Origin of the sequence: Methanococcoides methylutens (assembly GCF_000765475.1) — an archaeon.
Classification (GTDB): Archaea; Halobacteriota; Methanosarcinia; order Methanosarcinales; family Methanosarcinaceae; genus Methanococcoides; species Methanococcoides methylutens.
Genome location: NZ_JRHO01000005.1, coordinates 85790 through 101817 on the forward strand (window position 1 = coordinate 85790; position 16028 = coordinate 101817).

A 16028-nucleotide genomic window follows, 5' to 3' on the forward strand; every position below is an offset into this window, starting at 1 on the left:
GTGAAGGTACATGGCTAAAAGACTTATATCACAAAACAGAGGTCGAGGAAGTCCAACATACAGGGCTCCATCACACAAGTACAAAGCCGCACTCAAACACCCACGTGTGGATGAAGAGAGCGTTCTCAATGGTACAGTTATTGATATTACACATGATCCTGCAAGGTCAGCTCCTATTGTCAAAGTAGCCTTTGAGAATGGTGAGGAACAGTTGATCCTTGCTCCAGAAGGAATTGCTGTTGGTGAGAAGATCTCCTGTGGTGTTTCCGCAGAGGTCAAACCAGGTAACATCCTTCCTCTTGCAGAGATCCCCGAGGGTATTCCTGTATGCAACATTGAGTCAAAACCAAATGACGGTGGTCAGTTTGCACGATCTTCAGGTGTTTATGCAACACTTGTTTCCCGTGAAGCTACCAAGGTCGTTATCAGGATGCCATCCGGTGTTTTGAAATGGTTCAATCCAAAATGCAGGGCAACAGTCGGTATCGTTGCTGGTGGCGGAAGGGTTGACCGGCCATTCCTTAAGGCAGGTAAGAAATACCACAAGATGAAAGCAAGGGCTGCAAAGTACCCACGCGTATCAGGAGTTGCCATGAACGTTATTGATCACCCGTTCGGTGGAGGTAACAGAAAGCACCCAGGAAGGCCAACTACTGTGAGCAGGAATGCACCACCTGGACGTAAGGTTGGTCAGATCGCAGCACGTAGGACCGGAAAACGTTAAACAAAGAGGTAATATACATGGCAAAGAAATCAACATCAAGATTACCAAAACGAAAGGGAGAGTTCACATTCCGTGGTCTTACGGTTGAGCAGCTCCAGCAATTGAGTTTTGATGAATTTGCAGAACTCCTGCCTGCTAAGGAACGCAGGTCTATACGCCGGGGTCTTTCTGATAATCAGAAGGATATTCTGCAACAGTTCAAGGACGGTAAAGAAAGCGTACGAACTCACTACAGGAACATGATCATTTATCCAGAAATGATCGGTAAGACCATCGAGGTCTACAATGGTAAGACGTTCGTAGCAACAGAGATAATGCCTGAAATGATCGGGCATAGATTCGGCGAGTTCGCTCCAACACGTAACAGGGTTTCACACGGAAGCGCTGGTGTCGGTGCAACACGTTCGAGTAAATTTGTACCATTGAAATAAGGTGATGTGAATGGCAAGAATCAACTATACAACAGATCTCGATCCAGAGACCAGTTCAAAGGCAATGGGTTCAGAGCTTCATATCTCACCTAAGAAATCACGTGAACTCTGCAAAGCAGTTAAAGGTATGAAAACAAAGGCAGCAAAACGCTATCTCGAAGATGTGGTCGTTTTAAAGCAGGCAGTTCCTTTCAGAAAACACAATGACAGCCTTGGTCACAGAAAGGGTCCAATGGCAGCAGGTCGTTATCCTGTAAAGGTTGCATCTGAAATGCTTAAGTTGCTCAAGAACGCAGAGAGCAATGCAGAATACAAGGGTCTGAATGCAGATCACATGTACATTGCACATGCAGCAGCAAAGCGTGGACGTGTGATTCATGGTATGAGACCAAGGGCTCGCGGAAGAGCAAGTCCGAAAAACACGGAAACTGTCAATATTGAGATGATCATAAGCGAGGTGCGCTAATGGCTGTAGAGAAAAAGTTCGTCCAGGATGGGTACATAAAGGCATCCATGGATGAATATTTTGCAAAACAATTAAGCAGGGCTGGTTATGGCGGTATGGAACTCAACCGTACTCCAATGGGTACCCAGATAACAGTCTATGCTGAGAAACCAGGTATGGTTATCGGAAAGGCTGGTAAGGTTATCCGTAAACTGACCCGTGATGTAGACAGGTTATATGACCTGGACAACCCTCAGATAGATGCACAGGAAGTCAAGAAGCCTGAACTGAATGCACAGATGATGGCATCAAGACTTGCTTCATCCATCGAAAGAGGATGGTATTTCAGGAAAGCCGGTCACAACACTATGCGTGCTATCATGAACGCTGGTGCGCTTGGCTGTGAGATCGTCATCTCCGGAAAACTGACCGGTGCAAGGTCAAGGGTGGAGAAGATAGTCAACGGTTATATCAAGCACGCAGGAAAACCTGCTGAAGATATTGTTGACGACGGTTTCGCTGTTGCTGTTAAGAAACTTGGTACCCTCGGATGCAGGGTACGTATAATTCATCCTAATGCAGTCCTTCCTGACGCATACAGAATGAAGACCGCCGAGGAACTTGCAGCATCAGGTGTCGTTGCTCCTGCTGAAGAAGCAAAGAGTGCAGGCATTGAGGAGCTTGTAGAAACTGAAGGTGCAGTTGCAGAGGCTGAAGAAACCGTTGTTGAAGCAGCAACAGAAGTAGAAGCTGAATCTGTAGAAGCAGCAGTAGAAGAAACATCCGATGCAGAAGTTGTAGCAGAAGAAACGATGGCTGAATCAGCAGACGATGAATCCGAAGCTACAATTGAGATCGTTGATGGGGAAGAGCGCCGTGAGGTCAACAATGTATGGCAGCACAAACATGAAGGTCACGACTATTGGCACCCAATGGCCCGTGTCCACAGGGAGGGCTAATCATGGCAATTCTTCGTACAAAAGAAATAAGGGATATGACTCCACACGAACGTGTGGACGAACTTGAGAAGATCCGAAGTGAGCTTATCCGTGAGCGCGCACTTGCATCAGCAGGTGGAGCTCCTGATAATCCAGGTAGGATTGGTGAGCTTAGAAGGACAGTTGCAAGGATCAAAACGATCCAGAACGAACTGAAGGAGATCTGATTTGGGAGCATCGGCTTCTAATCTGATTTTCCACGAGCTTATCGGGCTTGTTACGGAAATAATCGAGTCAACAAATCCCACACTAAATAACATAAAAGGCAGAGTGGTTAACGAGACACGCAATATGCTTGTGATCGAGACGGAAGGCATGGAAGAGAAAATGGTTCCTAAAGAGGGAACTGTTTTTATATTTCATATACCATCCCACTCTGCTAATCAAAATCAACGTGTTATGATAAACGGGAAATTATTGCTCTCACAACCCGAGAATAGAGTCAAGAATCTTAAGAAAATACGCATGAGGTAATAATCATGGCAAAAGATATTGGATTGGATGTACCTGAGCCGTCCAAGGAATGTGATGACGTTAATTGTCCATTCCACGGCAATCTCTCCGTAAGGGGACAGATCCTCGTCGGTACTGTTGTAAGCGACAAGATGGACAGGACAGTGGTCATTCAACAAAGGCGTGAAAAGCTGATAAACAAATACCAGAGATATGAGAAGAGGCAATCAAAGATCCACGCTCACAATCCACCATGCATCGATGCAAAGGTCGGAGATGTTGTGACAATTGTGGAATGTCGCCCTCTCAGCAAAACCAAATCATATGTAGTCGTTAAGTCGGAGGTGCAGGCGTGAGGGGAATTCGTTCAACGATCCCACGTGCACTGAATGCCGGCGCCAAGATCGAATGTGTTGATAACACTGGTGCACGTACTGTAGAGATCATTTCAGTCAAGAAGTACCGAGGTGTAAAGAACAGGATGCCAAAGGCAGGTATTGGTGACATGTGCGTCGTATCTGTAAAGAAGGGTACTCCTGAGATGCGCAAGCAGATCCTTTATGCAGTCGTTGTACGCCAGAAAAAGGAATTCCGCCGTCCAGATGGCCTTAGAGTAGGCTTTGAGGACAATGCGGTAGTGATCACAGATGACAAGGGTATCCCAAAGGGAACCGACATCAAAGGTCCTGTTGCAAGAGAAGCAGCAGAAAGATTCCCAAAGATCGGCACAACAGCATCCATGATCGTATGAGGTGTTAAATTATGGTATCAAATCAGCCAAGAAAACAGAGGAAAGCACGTTACAATGCACCCCTCCACATCAGGCAGAAATATATGGCTGCACCTCTTTCAAAGGAGCTTCGCGGCAAGTATGGTCGCAGTGCAAGCGTTATTATCGGTGACACTGTTGTGGTAATGCGTGGTGACCATGCAGGAACTAAAGGAAAGGTCGAAGCATTATCCTTGAAGAGCGGAACCATCGTAGTCGAAGGTGTTTCTGTTAGCAAGGTAGATGGAACTGAGGTTCCAAGACCGATCTATCCTTCAAATGTGATGATAACATCACTGGAATTGAACGATAAACGCAGAGAATCAATATTATCTAGAGGTAGGTGATTCTAGTGGGCAATCATCAAAAGAGATTATCTGTCCCAAATAGCTGGCAGATCTCAAAGAAATCCAACAAATGGATAACATCCACAAGACCAGGTCCTCATAACAGATTACAGAGTATTCCTCTTGCTGTTGTGCTTAGGGACATGCTTGGTGTCGTTGACAACCGGGCAGAAGCAAAAAGAGTACTTTCAGAAGGCAAGATCCTTGTTGACGGAGTCGCAAGAAAAGATCTGAGGTTCCCTGTAGGGTTGATGGATGTAATTAGCATCCCATTGAACAATACAGAATACCGCATATTGCTTGATGGCAAGGGAAGGCTTGTTCTGAACAAGCTCGAGAATATGGGCGCAAACAAATTGTGCCGCATTGAAAACAAGACAGTAATCAAGGGTGGAATCGTGCAGATGAACCTGAACGATGGTACAAACCTTAATGGTTCCAATGATTACAATACAAAGGATTCAATCATACTTTCCCTTCCTGGCAAGGAGATCGTAAAACACATCAAGTACGAAGTGGGTAATCTTGCAATGATCGTTGGTGGAAGTCACTCTGGTGAGATCGGCACCATCAAAGAGATCAACAAGGTAAAGAGTTCTAAGTACAACACAGTGACCATCTCCGGTGAATCCGAGTTCGAGACTATCGAGAACTATGTTTTCGTAGTAGGTGAGAAGGAGTCAGAGATCAGCTTAGGTGGTGAGTCAATTGAGTAACTCAATGAGAGATCCTAAGGTCGATAAAGTGGTCGTTCACATGGGTGTTGGAGAAAGTGGCCAGCACCTTGTCGATGCAGAAGGTATCCTTGAAGCTGTTACCGGTCAGACCGTTATAAGAAGCTATGCAAAGAGAACTTTGCCTGCTTTCAGTATCAAAAAGAACGAGCCTATCGGATGCAAGGTAACTCTCCGTGGAGATGCTGCAGAAGATTTCCTTACAACATCTCTGGAAATTGTCGAGAAAACGCTCCGTGCATCACAGTTCGATGACTATGGTAATGTTTCCTTTGGTGTTGAAGAACACACCGATTATCCTGGCATGAAGTACGATCCTAATATAGGTATCTTTGGAATGGATATCAATGTGGTCGTAAACCGTCCTGGTTACAGGGTAAACAAAAGAAGGGTCATGAAGCGAAAGATACCAACTTCCCACAAAATCTCAAAAGAGGATACGATATCTTTCTTTAAAGAAACTTATGGTGTGGAGGTAGAATAATGACTCAGACAGAGAAGAACTTTGGAAGAGGCGCAAACGAGTGTAAAAGATGCGGCAGAAAGCAGGGTCTCGTACGCAAGTATGGTATCTACCTTTGCAGGCATTGTTTCAGGGAAATTGCCCATGATATGGGATTTGAAAAATATACATGAGGTGAACAGGTATGGTATTATTAGATCCTCTTGCTGACGCGTTATCTACTATCAAGAACGCTGAAGCTGTTGGTAAAGATTCCTGCACTATCAAGCCCGCATCAAAGCTCATAGGAAATGTCCTTAAGGTCATGAAGGATCGTGGATATATCGGTGAGTTCGAGTTTGTGGAAGATGGTAAGGCTGGAATATATACAGTAGAACTTATTGGACGTATTAACAAGTGTGGAGCTATCAAGCCACGTTATTCAGTTGGAGCAACCGAGTTTGAGAAATGGGAGAAACAGTTCCTTCCAGCAAAGAACTTTGGTGTTCTGATCCTTACGACCCCTCAGGGAGTAATCTCCCAGTATGAGGCTCGTGAGAATAACGTTGGTGGCCAGTTATTATCATTTGTGTACTAATTTAAGGGTGAGATGATATGGCAAAAGAAATCAAAAAAATAATCTCGATTCCTGAAGGTGTGACAGTAACGTTAGAAAATAACGTTCTGTCCGCTTCAGGGCCCAAAGGTACCAACACAAGATTCGTGTGGTATCCAGGTGTAAACATTGAAGTGAACGGTTCAGAAGTGGTCGTTGACTCTCCATCATCGAGGAAAAAACAGAAAGCAATGGTCGGAACGCTTTCTTCCCACATCAATAATATGATGAAGGGAGCTGTGGATGGATTTGAGTATCACATGAAAGTGGTCTACTCTCACTTTCCAATGCAGCTTAAGGTCGAAGGAAAGCAGTTTGTCATCAGTAACTTCCTTGGTGAGAAGAAGCCAAGGGTTTCCAAGATCCTTGGTGAGACAACTGTAAAAACAAGTGGTGATGAAGTCATTGTCTCCGGTATCAACAAGGAAGATGTCGGTCAGACCGCTGCTAATATCGAGCAGAAGACAAAGATCAAGCGCTTTGATCCACGTGTGTTCCAGGATGGTATATACATCGTTGAGAAGAGGGTATGAGAGAGAAGTGTAGGTGATCTGAATGGAAGATACAGTTAATGAAACTAACATGAAAGAAGCAGTGACCACCAAACTTGCACTTGATGATGAGTCCAAGAGACTTTTTAAAGTCAGGAAAGTCCAGAAGGCTAAGAAACCTGCATTCAAGAGGACTGATTCACACAAGTACAAGCGTCTGGATTCCAACTGGAGAAGACCAAGAGGTCTTCAGGGCAAGCAGCGCAGGCATATCGCCGCAAAAGGTGCTCTTGCACAGGCAGGATATGGTAGTCCTGTAGCAGTAAAAGGTCTTCACCCATCTGGGTATGCAGAAGTCCTTGTGAACACCATTAAAGATGTTGATGACGTTGATGCTTCCTTTGAGGCTATAAGGGTCGGAAGGACCGTTGGTGCAAGGAAGAAAGCAATCATCGAAGCAAAAGCAACTGAAATGGGTATTAAGATATTGAACCCTACCAGGAGTGAGTAAGATGACCGATCTTACAAACCAGAAAAAACTTGCAGCAAAGGTCCTGGGTTGCGGAGTCCACAAGGTCTGGTTAGATCCTGAAGCTTCTGCTGAAATAGCAGTTGCTATTACAAGGGAAGATATCCGTGGTCTTATTGCAGGCGGAAGCATAAAAGCAGAGCTTGTAAAGGGAGTTAGCCGCGGACGCGCAAGAGAAAGGGATGCAAAACGTAAATACGGCCACCGCAAGGGTCATGGTTCCCGTAAAGGTAGAAAGGGTGCACGTAACCCGAGGAAAGAGCAGTGGATGAAAAAGATCCGTGCTATCAGGAGGAGGCTTAAAGAGCTTCGTGCAGATGGTACACTCGATAAGTCCACATACTGCAAGGTCTACCGTAAAGCAAAGGGTGGCGAGTATAGGAACTTAGCTCATATGGAAGCGCATCTTAATATTAAGAAGACAGAATGAGCCTGAGGAATAAACAATGAAGACAAATTTATATGTTAAGTTGATGTGGAGGATCTAATATGGCTACAGGAGCCCGTTATAAAGTCCCATTCAGGCGACGAAGGGAAGGGCGTACAGATTATCACCAGAGACTCAGGTTACTTCTCTCAAAAGAGGATCGTGTGGTTGTGCGTAAGAGTGCAAGACACATGCAGTTGCAACTTGTGGCACCAGATGCAAAGGGAGATATGACATTAACGTCAGCTATCTCTACTGAGCTTGAGAAATATGGATACGAGGGATCAACCGGTAACACAACCGCAGCATACCTTACAGGTCTCTTGTTCGGATACAGGGCACTTAAGGAAGGCTATGAGAGCGGTGTACTGGATATCGGAATTCAGGCATCATCACCAGGATGTCGCGTGTATGCAGCACTCAAAGGTGTTGTTGACGCAGGACTGGATGTGCCTCACAATTCTTCAGTATTCCCATCTGATGAGCGTATAAGAGGAGAACACGTTGCAGAATATATGGAAGGATCCAATCTGCCGGAAGTGTTCGAAGCAGTTAAGGAAAAGATCCTTGCAGAGTTCAGTTAAGGTGTGGTTATATGGCATATGAATATAATGAGGAATGGGTACCCAAGACAAGGCTTGGTACGCTTGTTTCAGAAGGACAGGTTACTTCCATGGATGAAGCCATGGATTCCGGTCTCCCTATAAGGGAATCAAAAATCGTTGATATATTATTACCTGATCTGGAGGACGAAGTTCTCGATATCAACATGGTTCAGAGGATGACCGACTCCGGAAGACGTGTCAAGTTCAGGGCAACCGTTATTGTTGGAAACGGCGATGGTTTTGTTGGACTTGGTCAGGCAAAGGATGTACAGGTAGGACCTGCTATCAGAAAGGCTATTGACAATGCAAAGATCAACATCACACGTATCAAACGTGGATGCGGTTCATGGGAATGCGGTTGTGGACTTCCACATACCGTTCCTTCCGAGGTCAATGGAAAGGCAGGTAGTGTCACTGTAGTATTGAAGCCTGCACCACGTGGACTTGGACTTGCTGCTGGAGGCACTGCAAAGAAAGTGCTTGAAAAAGCAGGTGTCAAGGACGTATGGACCCGTACAGAAGGTCAGACAAGGACCACTCTCAACTTCGCAAAGGCAACATACAATGCTCTGATGAACACAGGCACTGTAAGAAGACCAATTGTATTTGATGAGACGGAGGACTGAATATGTTCGCAGTAGTCAGAATGAGGGGCCAGGTAAATGTTCGCGGTGAGATCGAGGATACTCTCGGTATGCTTCGCCTTCACAAGGTCAACCATTGTGTATTCCTTGCTGACAACCCTAACAACAGGGGTATGATCCAGAAAGCAAAGGATTACATTGCATACGGTACTATTGATGCTGATACTCTGGCAGATGTAATTGCCAAGCGCGGCAGGCTCGAGGGCGATGAACGTGTGACAGATGCTTATGTGAAGGAGAATACTGATTTCGACTCCATTAAAGCATTCGCAGAAGCTCTTGTCAGCGGTAATGCAAAGATCAATGACGTTCCTGGTCTGAAGCCGGTTTTCAGGCTTCACCCACCAAGGAAAGGTCACGCTGGTATTAAGAGGACCGCTCAGCAGGGCGGTGTCCTTGGAAACCATGGCGAAGACATAAAGACACTTTTGAACAAGATGAGGTGATGTTACTATGAGCAACAAAACCAATACAAAGAAGTTCAGGGGTTCACGCACCTGCGGTGGCGGTACTACCAAGAATCGCCGTGGTGCAGGTAACCGTGGTGGACGTGGTAGGTCCGGTGAGAACAAACATCATTTCACAAGGGCTTTACAACTCGGATACATACGTGGAAGCAACCGTGGATTCTCTCGTCCATTAAAGATGATTCGTGATGTTTCAGTGGTTAACGTCGGCGAACTTGACGAACTTGCAGATCAGCTTGTAGAAGATGGCTTTGCACAACTCGAAGAAGGTGCATATGCTATCAATCTTGCAGATCTTGAGATTGAAAAGGTTCTTGGTACCGGAAAAGTAACAAAGAATATGGTTGTTACAGCAAGCAGCTTCTCAGGAGTTGCTCGGAACAAGATCGAGAATGCAGGTGGATCCTGCGTAGAAATTGAAGAGTAATGTCTTTACAGACATTACTTTTATATTTGTTGCGTTTTTATTTAGTGCAGATTAATTTATATTATAGCAAAGTCCAATGGACTTTCAATCCCGTATAAAGGTGTAGTTAATGAGTCTCAGGGAGAGTTTGGAACCGTTTTTTAACAGATTGCCCGCCGTTGCAAGTCCGGAGGGGCATGTGCATTTTAAGAACAAGCTAATGTGGACTCTTGGAATATTGGTACTTTACTTTGCACTCGCAAATGTACCCCTTTTTGGTCTTTCCAAGGATTCTATTGACCTGTTCGAACAATATAGAGCGTTCTTTGCTGGAGCATCAGGATCACTAATGCTTCTTGGTATAGGTCCTATTGTTACCGCATCGATTGTCCTTCAGCTTCTTGTGGGAGCTGACGTTATCAAGCTCAATATGTCCGATCCTGCAGACCAGGCGTTCTTCCAGGGTGCTCAGAAATTTATGGTCTTTGTAATGATCGTTCTTGAAGCTCTTCCACAGATCGTAGGAGGCTATATACAGCCGGATGCCGGAGTAGCATCTGCTCTTGGAGTTGGTCTTGGAGTTGTTACCTCCATTATATTCATCCAGATCTGTATAGGTGGGATGCTTATCCTTTTCATGGATGAGATCGTGTCAAAATGGGGAATTGGTTCCGGTGTGGGACTGTTCATCGTTGCTGGTGTTTCACAGCAGATCGTAACTGGATTATTCAACTGGGGACTCGACACCGGAGGTCTTCCTATCGGAATTCTTCCAAAGTGGATATATATCGCTCAGAATGTAGGGCTAGATTACATTTTCACAGGCGATGGGGCTATGTTCCTGCTTATCAGAGGTGGAATCCTGGCACTTGTGAGTACTGTTGCGATCTTCCTGCTGGTAGTATATGTAGAAAGTACCCGCATTGAGATTCCATTAGCACACAGCGCTGTAAGAGGTGCAAGGGGTAGGTTCCCTGTAAAGCTTATCTATGCATCCGTTCTTCCAATGATCCTTGTAAGGGCTCTTCAGGCGAACATACAGATGATAGGTCTGCTACTTTCAGGACGTGGTATTACTCTGTTTGGTGAATACTATGGTTCCACTCCTATCAATGGGGTGATGTACTATCTGGCACCTATAAACAGTCCTTATGACTGGATACCTTCACTTGTAAGGGAAACATTTACGGGATATGGTGTTCCGGTGCCTTCAATGTGGCAGGTAGGATTACATGTTCTCGTTGATGCAACATTCCTTATCGTTGGTGGTATTATATTCGCTCTGTTCTGGATCGAAACTACTGGCATGGGTGCCAAACCTACTGCACAGAAAGTGTTCAATTCAGGAATGCAGATCCCTGGTTTCAGGCGTAATGTTGGAAGTATCGAGAAGGTCATGGTTAGGTACATCCCGAAGGTAACCGTTATTGGTGGTGCCTTCATTGGCGTACTCACACTTGTGGCAAGTTTGCTGGGTACTATTGGTGGTGCCGGAGGTACAGGGTTACTGCTTACAGTAAGTATTGTATATCGTTTGTATGAGGATATTGCATCTGAACAGATGATGGAAATGCATCCAATGGTCAGATCTTTCTTCGGACAAGAGTAAACGAAAAAAATGGAGATATTTAAATGAACGTTGTGTTATTTGGTCCACCGGGTGCAGGAAAAGGCACCCAGGCCAAGGAACTGGCTAAGCATTATCAGATCCCTCACATATCTACCGGTGATATCTTGAGGGCTAACGTGCGTGATGGTACCGAACTTGGGCGTGAAGCCAAGGGATACATGGATAAAGGTGAACTTGTGCCTGATGAAGTATTGATTGGTATTATCAAGAACCGCCTCACAGAGTCTGACTGCAAGACCGGATATCTTCTTGATGGGTATCCAAGGACAACTCCTCAGGCAGACGCTCTGTCAGGTATCCTTGATGATATTGGGATGCCTCTTGAAGTCGTCCTCAATATTGATGTTGCCGATGAGGAACTTGTAACCCGTCTTTGTGGAAGGTACATGTGTAATTGTGGTGAGAGCTATCACATCAAGTTCAATCCTCCAAAAGAAGAGGGTGTCTGTAATGCATGTGGTGCACAGCTCTACCAGCGCGATGATGATAAAGAGGATGTCATCAGGCAAAGACTCGATTCCTATAAAGAGAAGACTCAGCCTCTTATCGATTATTACAAGGGTAAAGGTATCCTTGTTAATATTGATGGGGCTGGTGAGATCGGCAGGGTATTTTCAGATATCTGCGAAGTACTTGACCAGTACAAGTAAACTAATAGAAGGTGATGATGCATGGCAGATTCAAATTTCAAGAAAACAGCAGAAAGGTTTGTACTGGCGGTCGGTATCTCTTTAATGATAGGGATTCTTGTTCTCGGTGAGGAGGGCAGGGAGGGTATCGGAGCTATCGTTGGCATCCTGATGGACCCTATAAGTGCTATGGTCGGTGATGGCAACTTCCATATAATGTTGTTCATCATGGCAGCAATCACTGCTTTGTATGCATCACTTATTCAGAAATATACCATTAACTGGCAACTTATGCGCAACACACAGGAGCGCATGAAGTCCTTCCAGAAGGAATTCCGTGAGGCACAGCTCTCACAGAATACCTATATGGTCAAGAAATTAGAAGAACAGCGTGCTGATATGATGTCTGACCAGATGGAAATGTCAAAGCAGCAGTTCAAACCGATGGCATATATCAGTATTATATCTTTGCCTCTTTTCATGTGGGCATACCATTACATTAGCCTGCATCCGGGTGCTTCACTCGTATTCCCATTTTGGGGAGAGCAGGAGCTTGTGACCACTGTTCTGGGTCCGATCCAGTACTGGATATTCTGGTATTTCATCACATCACTGGCTATCAGTCAGGTAGTGCGTAAAGCACTGGATATTGGTGGCGTCTAAGTATGCTTTTAACTATTAGTGGACTGCCGGGCAGTGGGACCACAACCGTGGGTAAGCTACTGGCAGAACATTATGGCGTGGAGATGATCTCCGCAGGTGATGTTTTCAGAGGTCTTGCAAAAGAACGCGGAATGACACTTGCAGAGTTTGGCAGTCTTGCAGAGTCTGATCCTTCAATAGACATTGAGATCGACAAAAGACAGCGCGAGATCGCCAATCGTTCCGATGATCTTATTCTTGAAGGGCGGCTTGCAGGACATATGGCTGCAAATGCTCTGAAGTTGTGGATCAAAGCTCCCATGGAAGTGCGTGTCAGGAGAATAGTCGAAAGAGAAGGCTCATCCTTTGATGTACGTCTGAAGGAGACTATGGGGCGTGAAGCTTCAGAAGCATTACGTTACAAAGAGATCCATTCAATTGATATCAACGATCTTTCTATCTATGATGTAGTTATTGATTCCAGTCGCTGGGACCAATTTGCGATCACAGACATTCTTATCCGGGCCATCGATGGCTATGGCGGATTTAAATAAATAATTTACAGGTACTGCTATGGTTTCATCAAGAATTTCTAAAGACGTGGATATGATGGTCGTAAAGGCACATGCCACCACGAATGCCGCATATGGTTGCAAGCCGGAAGATCGTCCTATTCTTGATTACATTAATCTGGGTGTTGTGAACATCGACAAACCTGTAGGTCCTACCAGTCATGAGGTGACGGCATGGATCAGGGATATGGTGGGTGTAAGCAAGGCCGGTCATTCCGGTTCACTTGATCCCGGTGTTACAGGTGTACTTCCAGTGATGCTTGGGAAAGCTACTAAAGCAGTCTCAGCACTGCGCCTTTCGGGCAAGGAATACATTTGCCTCATGCACCTTCACAATGACGTTCCTGAAGTTAAGATCAGGCGTGTCTGTAAGGACTTCAACGGTCCCATTTACCAGACCCCTCCTATTATCTCTGCTGTCAAGAGGCAGTTGCGAATCAGGAATATCTATTATCTTGATGTTCTAGAGATCGACGGCAGGGAAGTGCTCATGAGGGTAGGCTGTGAGGCGGGGACATATCTGCGCAAGCTTTGCCATGACATTGGTCTCATACTGGGCTGTGGTGCTCACATGAAGCAACTACGCAGGACAGGCACAGGTCCATTCAGGGAGGACACTCTGGTGACCCTCTATGATCTCAAGGATGCCTGTGTTTTCTGGCAGGAGGACAACGACGAGACTGAGCTTCGAAAGCTTATACTCCCAATGGAGGCTGGTTTGTCTCATCTGCCCCGCATTGTTATACGCGATACTGCCGTAGATGCGATATGCAGGGGTGCATACCTTGCAGTTTCAGGTATCGTTTCTTTTAGCAAGAGCATAAAAAAGGACGACAAGATCGCGTTATTCACCTTAAAAGGAGAAGCTGTAGCACTATGCAAGGCATCTATGGATTCCGACGAACTACTGAACAATGATCACGGAATAGCCTGTATCACCGAAAGAGTAATAATGGATGCCGCTATTTATCCAAGTTGCTGGACGACAAAATAAATGCCAGTCAGCACGAATATGGCTTTTTTGCCGAGGTAGTCTAGTGGTAGGGCGCAAGCCTGGAAAGCTTGTGGGGCCTGTCCCCTCGGGAGTTCGAATCTCCCCCTCGGCGCTTTAATATTTTTCTGAAATTAATATTAAGCTTTTGATTCCTATTTTTCTTCAATTATCTAAATCTTCTTTGGAAATATATATATCTCGAAAACTCACATTATTCTATGTGATAGGTATGTTGGGGGAAATAACAAAAACTATAGTAATAGTTTCAACAGTTTTAATTTTATTTACAACTGTGTGTATAGCGGTAGGCTTTGATGACTGTGCGGACTGTCATCAGGATTCTTATAATCTGTGGAGCTCTTCTGCCCACAATATTGCAGATTGTGGAATCTGCCATTCTCCTGCTGAAAGTGGTTTTGAAGGTCACATTTCGAACCCTTCTGATTCAGTTCCAACTGCAGATCTGTCTTCAGAGGTTTGTGGGGATTGCCATGCTGCCATCTTTGATGAGTGGAATGAGTTTGGCGAGGTGGGATTCGATATGGAGGCAATGGCAAGCCATTCCGAGCCGACGGAGATCGCAGAACCTTACGTACTGCACTCGGATGTCTCCTGTGTAGTGTGCAAGAGCACTGATGGTGCAATATTGAACCTTGAAGAGGCAGAGGTATATATGCTGAACGAGGAAGCTGCTCATGACCTGAATGTAACGGAATGGACAATATCATGTGTTGCCTGTCATGATCCTCATGAAGGTGGCCTCTGGTTGGAAAATAGCACACTTCTCTGTGGCAACTGCCATAATACAGAGGGCTTGGTTGCAGATGGTAACACACCGGTCGTCAGGCATGCGCAGTGGGAAATGGTCAGTACGTCGGGATATGTTGATGGAACTCACCCCACAGCAATAGGTTGTGTTGATTGCCATATGTCAATGATACCTTTGGACGGTGAAGTTACTACAGGTCATGACTTTGATTTCGATGCAGTGGCGCTTTCAGACCCAGATGCATCCAATGGCTGTTATATGTGCCATCAGGACTCGTTGACATCACTGATTGAGGAAAAGCAAGCTCCAATTTCACAGAAACTCTCTGATCTCAATTCATTAAAAGAAGAAGCAAACATTGCTCTTGAAAGTGTCAATGGAACGGATTCCTATGAAATCCAGCTTGCCAACTATAATGACGGGCTTTTCTATCTTACAGAAGTTGAAAACGACGGCAGCGTTGGTATCCATAACCTAGTTCGTGCCCATTCCGATCTTGATATGTCCGAAAATTTCTTCAACTCGGTCATTGAGGGAAGTTCGGGAGTTGATGAACCTGCAGACCAGGTGCCCGCACCAGGTGGAATAGTTGTATTAATGGTATTTGCTACAGTTGCCTTCTTACTGAAGAGGGACTGATTTGTGTCCCTCTTATCTATCTTTTTTAATTGATGGCTTTAAGGACTGCTTTTCCGTATTCCTTAGCACTTTTAGGATCTCTTCCTGTGACAATCTTTCCATCTGAGATCACTCCTTTATCCTTGTGCTTAGCTCCCCTTTCCTTAAGTATCCTAACTGTCTCATCGTTCTTGAAAACCGTACTTTTCTTTCCTTCAAGAACACCGGCATTTGCGAGTACGACAGGGGATATGCATATTGCAGCAACGACCTTGCCCTGATCCTTTGCTTTTCTTACAATATCCTGCAGTTCCTTGTTGTCCCACAGGTATTGTCTGGAACCTCCGCCACCTGTGATGGATATGGCATCATATTCGTCTATGTTCACATCAGAGATGCTGAGGTCAGGTTTCACCTCTCCTCCGAGAATTCCTTTTGCTTTTTTCGTTGTGTTGCTGGCAACGGTGACCTTAGCACCATTTTTCTCAAACACTTCCTTTGGTTCAAAGAATTCCTCGTCCCTGAAGTTTTCCTGTGCAACTATCATGAGTATTTTCTTCTGGTCTGTCATTTGATCACCTTCTGGATATTTCTGATATTATCATTTTAAGAACTGTAGCTGTTGACATAATGTTCCTTCACTATC

At 45.1% G+C, this 16028-nt stretch carries 27 protein-coding genes and 1 tRNA gene; 27 read left to right on the top strand and 1 reads right to left on the bottom strand.

Translation table 11 applies throughout. The features are described 5' to 3' along the window. Positions 1–10: 10 nt before the first annotated feature. From LI82_RS01770 to LI82_RS01900, 27 genes are all read left to right on the top strand, one after another. Positions 11–724, top strand: a complete 714-nt coding sequence (locus LI82_RS01770) for a 50S ribosomal protein L2 (RefSeq protein WP_048193253.1) — start codon at positions 11–13, stop codon at positions 722–724. A 17-nt stretch (positions 725–741) separates the two neighbouring features. Continuing rightward, positions 742–1155, top strand: coding sequence for a 30S ribosomal protein S19 (locus tag LI82_RS01775; RefSeq protein WP_048193254.1), 414 nt, complete (start codon positions 742–744; stop codon positions 1153–1155). A 10-nt stretch (positions 1156–1165) separates the two neighbouring features. Further along, on the top strand, positions 1166–1621 hold the full coding sequence (locus LI82_RS01780; RefSeq protein ID WP_048193255.1) for a 50S ribosomal protein L22: 456 nt from the start codon (positions 1166–1168) through the stop codon (positions 1619–1621). After that, positions 1621–2559: a 30S ribosomal protein S3 gene (locus LI82_RS01785; RefSeq protein WP_048193256.1), complete on the top strand. Its 939-nt coding sequence runs from the start codon at positions 1621–1623 to the stop codon at positions 2557–2559. Before LI82_RS01780 ends, LI82_RS01785 begins: the two co-directional genes overlap by 1 nt. 2 nt (positions 2560–2561) lie before the next feature. Next, positions 2562–2765 (top strand): 50S ribosomal protein L29, encoded by a 204-nt coding sequence (gene rpmC / locus LI82_RS01790; protein ID WP_048193257.1) that lies wholly within the window; start codon positions 2562–2564, stop codon positions 2763–2765. Position 2766: 1 nt separating this feature from the next. Next, positions 2767–3072 carry a ribonuclease P protein component 1 gene (gene rnp1, locus LI82_RS01795; protein ID WP_048193258.1) on the top strand — a complete coding sequence of 102 codons (306 nt, stop codon included), beginning with the start codon at positions 2767–2769 and terminating at the stop codon, positions 3070–3072. A gap of 5 nt (positions 3073–3077) precedes the next feature. Continuing rightward, positions 3078–3407 (top strand): 30S ribosomal protein S17, encoded by a 330-nt coding sequence (locus tag LI82_RS01800; protein WP_048193259.1) that lies wholly within the window; start codon positions 3078–3080, stop codon positions 3405–3407. Further along, the gene (locus tag LI82_RS01805) at positions 3404–3802 is read left to right on the top strand and encodes a 50S ribosomal protein L14 (RefSeq protein ID WP_048193260.1); all 399 of its coding nucleotides are present in this window, start codon (positions 3404–3406) and stop codon (positions 3800–3802) included. The genes LI82_RS01800 and LI82_RS01805 overlap by 4 nt, the downstream gene beginning before the upstream one ends. Positions 3803–3813: 11 nt before the next feature. Next, positions 3814–4167, top strand: a complete 354-nt coding sequence (gene rplX, locus LI82_RS01810; protein ID WP_048193261.1) for a 50S ribosomal protein L24 — start codon at positions 3814–3816, stop codon at positions 4165–4167. A 5-nt stretch (positions 4168–4172) separates the two neighbouring features. After that, the gene (locus tag LI82_RS01815) at positions 4173–4883 is read left to right on the top strand and encodes a 30S ribosomal protein S4e (RefSeq protein ID WP_048193262.1); all 711 of its coding nucleotides are present in this window, start codon (positions 4173–4175) and stop codon (positions 4881–4883) included. Between the two features lie 4 nt (positions 4884–4887). Beyond that, a complete protein-coding gene (locus tag LI82_RS01820; protein ID WP_048193263.1) occupies positions 4888–5385 on the top strand; it encodes a 50S ribosomal protein L5 in 498 nt (165 codons plus the stop codon). Next, positions 5385–5537, top strand: coding sequence for a 30S ribosomal protein S14 (locus LI82_RS01825; RefSeq protein WP_048193264.1), 153 nt, complete (start codon positions 5385–5387; stop codon positions 5535–5537). The genes LI82_RS01820 and LI82_RS01825 overlap by 1 nt, the downstream gene beginning before the upstream one ends. 11 nt (positions 5538–5548) lie before the next feature. Further along, the gene (locus LI82_RS01830; RefSeq protein ID WP_048193265.1) at positions 5549–5941 is read left to right on the top strand and encodes a 30S ribosomal protein S8; all 393 of its coding nucleotides are present in this window, start codon (positions 5549–5551) and stop codon (positions 5939–5941) included. A gap of 17 nt (positions 5942–5958) precedes the next feature. Further along, positions 5959–6492, top strand: coding sequence for a 50S ribosomal protein L6 (locus LI82_RS01835; protein WP_048193266.1), 534 nt, complete (start codon positions 5959–5961; stop codon positions 6490–6492). A gap of 22 nt (positions 6493–6514) precedes the next feature. After that, a complete protein-coding gene (locus LI82_RS01840; RefSeq protein WP_081955702.1) occupies positions 6515–6961 on the top strand; it encodes a 50S ribosomal protein L32e in 447 nt (148 codons plus the stop codon). Position 6962: 1 nt separating this feature from the next. Beyond that, positions 6963–7409, top strand: coding sequence for a 50S ribosomal protein L19e (locus LI82_RS01845; RefSeq protein ID WP_048193267.1), 447 nt, complete (start codon positions 6963–6965; stop codon positions 7407–7409). A gap of 59 nt (positions 7410–7468) precedes the next feature. After that, positions 7469–7990: a 50S ribosomal protein L18 gene (locus LI82_RS01850; protein WP_048193268.1), complete on the top strand. Its 522-nt coding sequence runs from the start codon at positions 7469–7471 to the stop codon at positions 7988–7990. An 11-nt stretch (positions 7991–8001) separates the two neighbouring features. Continuing rightward, complete coding sequence (locus tag LI82_RS01855) at positions 8002–8637, top strand: 30S ribosomal protein S5 (protein ID WP_048193269.1); 636 nt, start codon at positions 8002–8004, stop codon at positions 8635–8637. 2 nt (positions 8638–8639) lie between these two features. Beyond that, a complete protein-coding gene (locus tag LI82_RS01860) occupies positions 8640–9101 on the top strand; it encodes a 50S ribosomal protein L30 (RefSeq protein WP_048193270.1) in 462 nt (153 codons plus the stop codon). 7 nt (positions 9102–9108) lie between these two features. Continuing rightward, complete coding sequence (locus LI82_RS01865; RefSeq protein WP_048193271.1) at positions 9109–9549, top strand: uL15m family ribosomal protein; 441 nt, start codon at positions 9109–9111, stop codon at positions 9547–9549. 109 nt (positions 9550–9658) lie between these two features. Beyond that, complete coding sequence (secY, locus tag LI82_RS01870) at positions 9659–11137, top strand: preprotein translocase subunit SecY (RefSeq protein ID WP_048193272.1); 1479 nt, start codon at positions 9659–9661, stop codon at positions 11135–11137. Between the two features lie 23 nt (positions 11138–11160). Further along, the gene (locus tag LI82_RS01875; RefSeq protein ID WP_048193273.1) at positions 11161–11808 is read left to right on the top strand and encodes an adenylate kinase; all 648 of its coding nucleotides are present in this window, start codon (positions 11161–11163) and stop codon (positions 11806–11808) included. A 21-nt stretch (positions 11809–11829) separates the two neighbouring features. Next, the gene (locus LI82_RS01880) at positions 11830–12450 is read left to right on the top strand and encodes a DUF106 domain-containing protein (protein WP_048193274.1); all 621 of its coding nucleotides are present in this window, start codon (positions 11830–11832) and stop codon (positions 12448–12450) included. A gap of 2 nt (positions 12451–12452) precedes the next feature. Continuing rightward, positions 12453–12983 carry a (d)CMP kinase gene (gene cmk, locus LI82_RS01885; RefSeq protein ID WP_048193275.1) on the top strand — a complete coding sequence of 177 codons (531 nt, stop codon included), beginning with the start codon at positions 12453–12455 and terminating at the stop codon, positions 12981–12983. A 19-nt stretch (positions 12984–13002) separates the two neighbouring features. Further along, positions 13003–13995 carry an RNA-guided pseudouridylation complex pseudouridine synthase subunit Cbf5 gene (locus LI82_RS01890; RefSeq protein ID WP_048193276.1) on the top strand — a complete coding sequence of 331 codons (993 nt, stop codon included), beginning with the start codon at positions 13003–13005 and terminating at the stop codon, positions 13993–13995. Between the two features lie 29 nt (positions 13996–14024). Further along, positions 14025–14107: transfer RNA gene (locus LI82_RS01895), tRNA-Ser, on the top strand. Between the two features lie 180 nt (positions 14108–14287). Then, a complete protein-coding gene (locus LI82_RS01900) occupies positions 14288–15403 on the top strand; it encodes a cytochrome c3 family protein (protein WP_160174925.1) in 1116 nt (371 codons plus the stop codon). A gap of 25 nt (positions 15404–15428) precedes the next feature. Here LI82_RS01900 and LI82_RS01905 read toward each other — a convergent pair whose 3' ends face one another. Next, a complete protein-coding gene (locus LI82_RS01905) occupies positions 15429–15953 on the bottom strand; it encodes a DJ-1/PfpI family protein (protein WP_048193278.1) in 525 nt (174 codons plus the stop codon). Positions 15954–16028 lie beyond the last annotated feature (75 nt).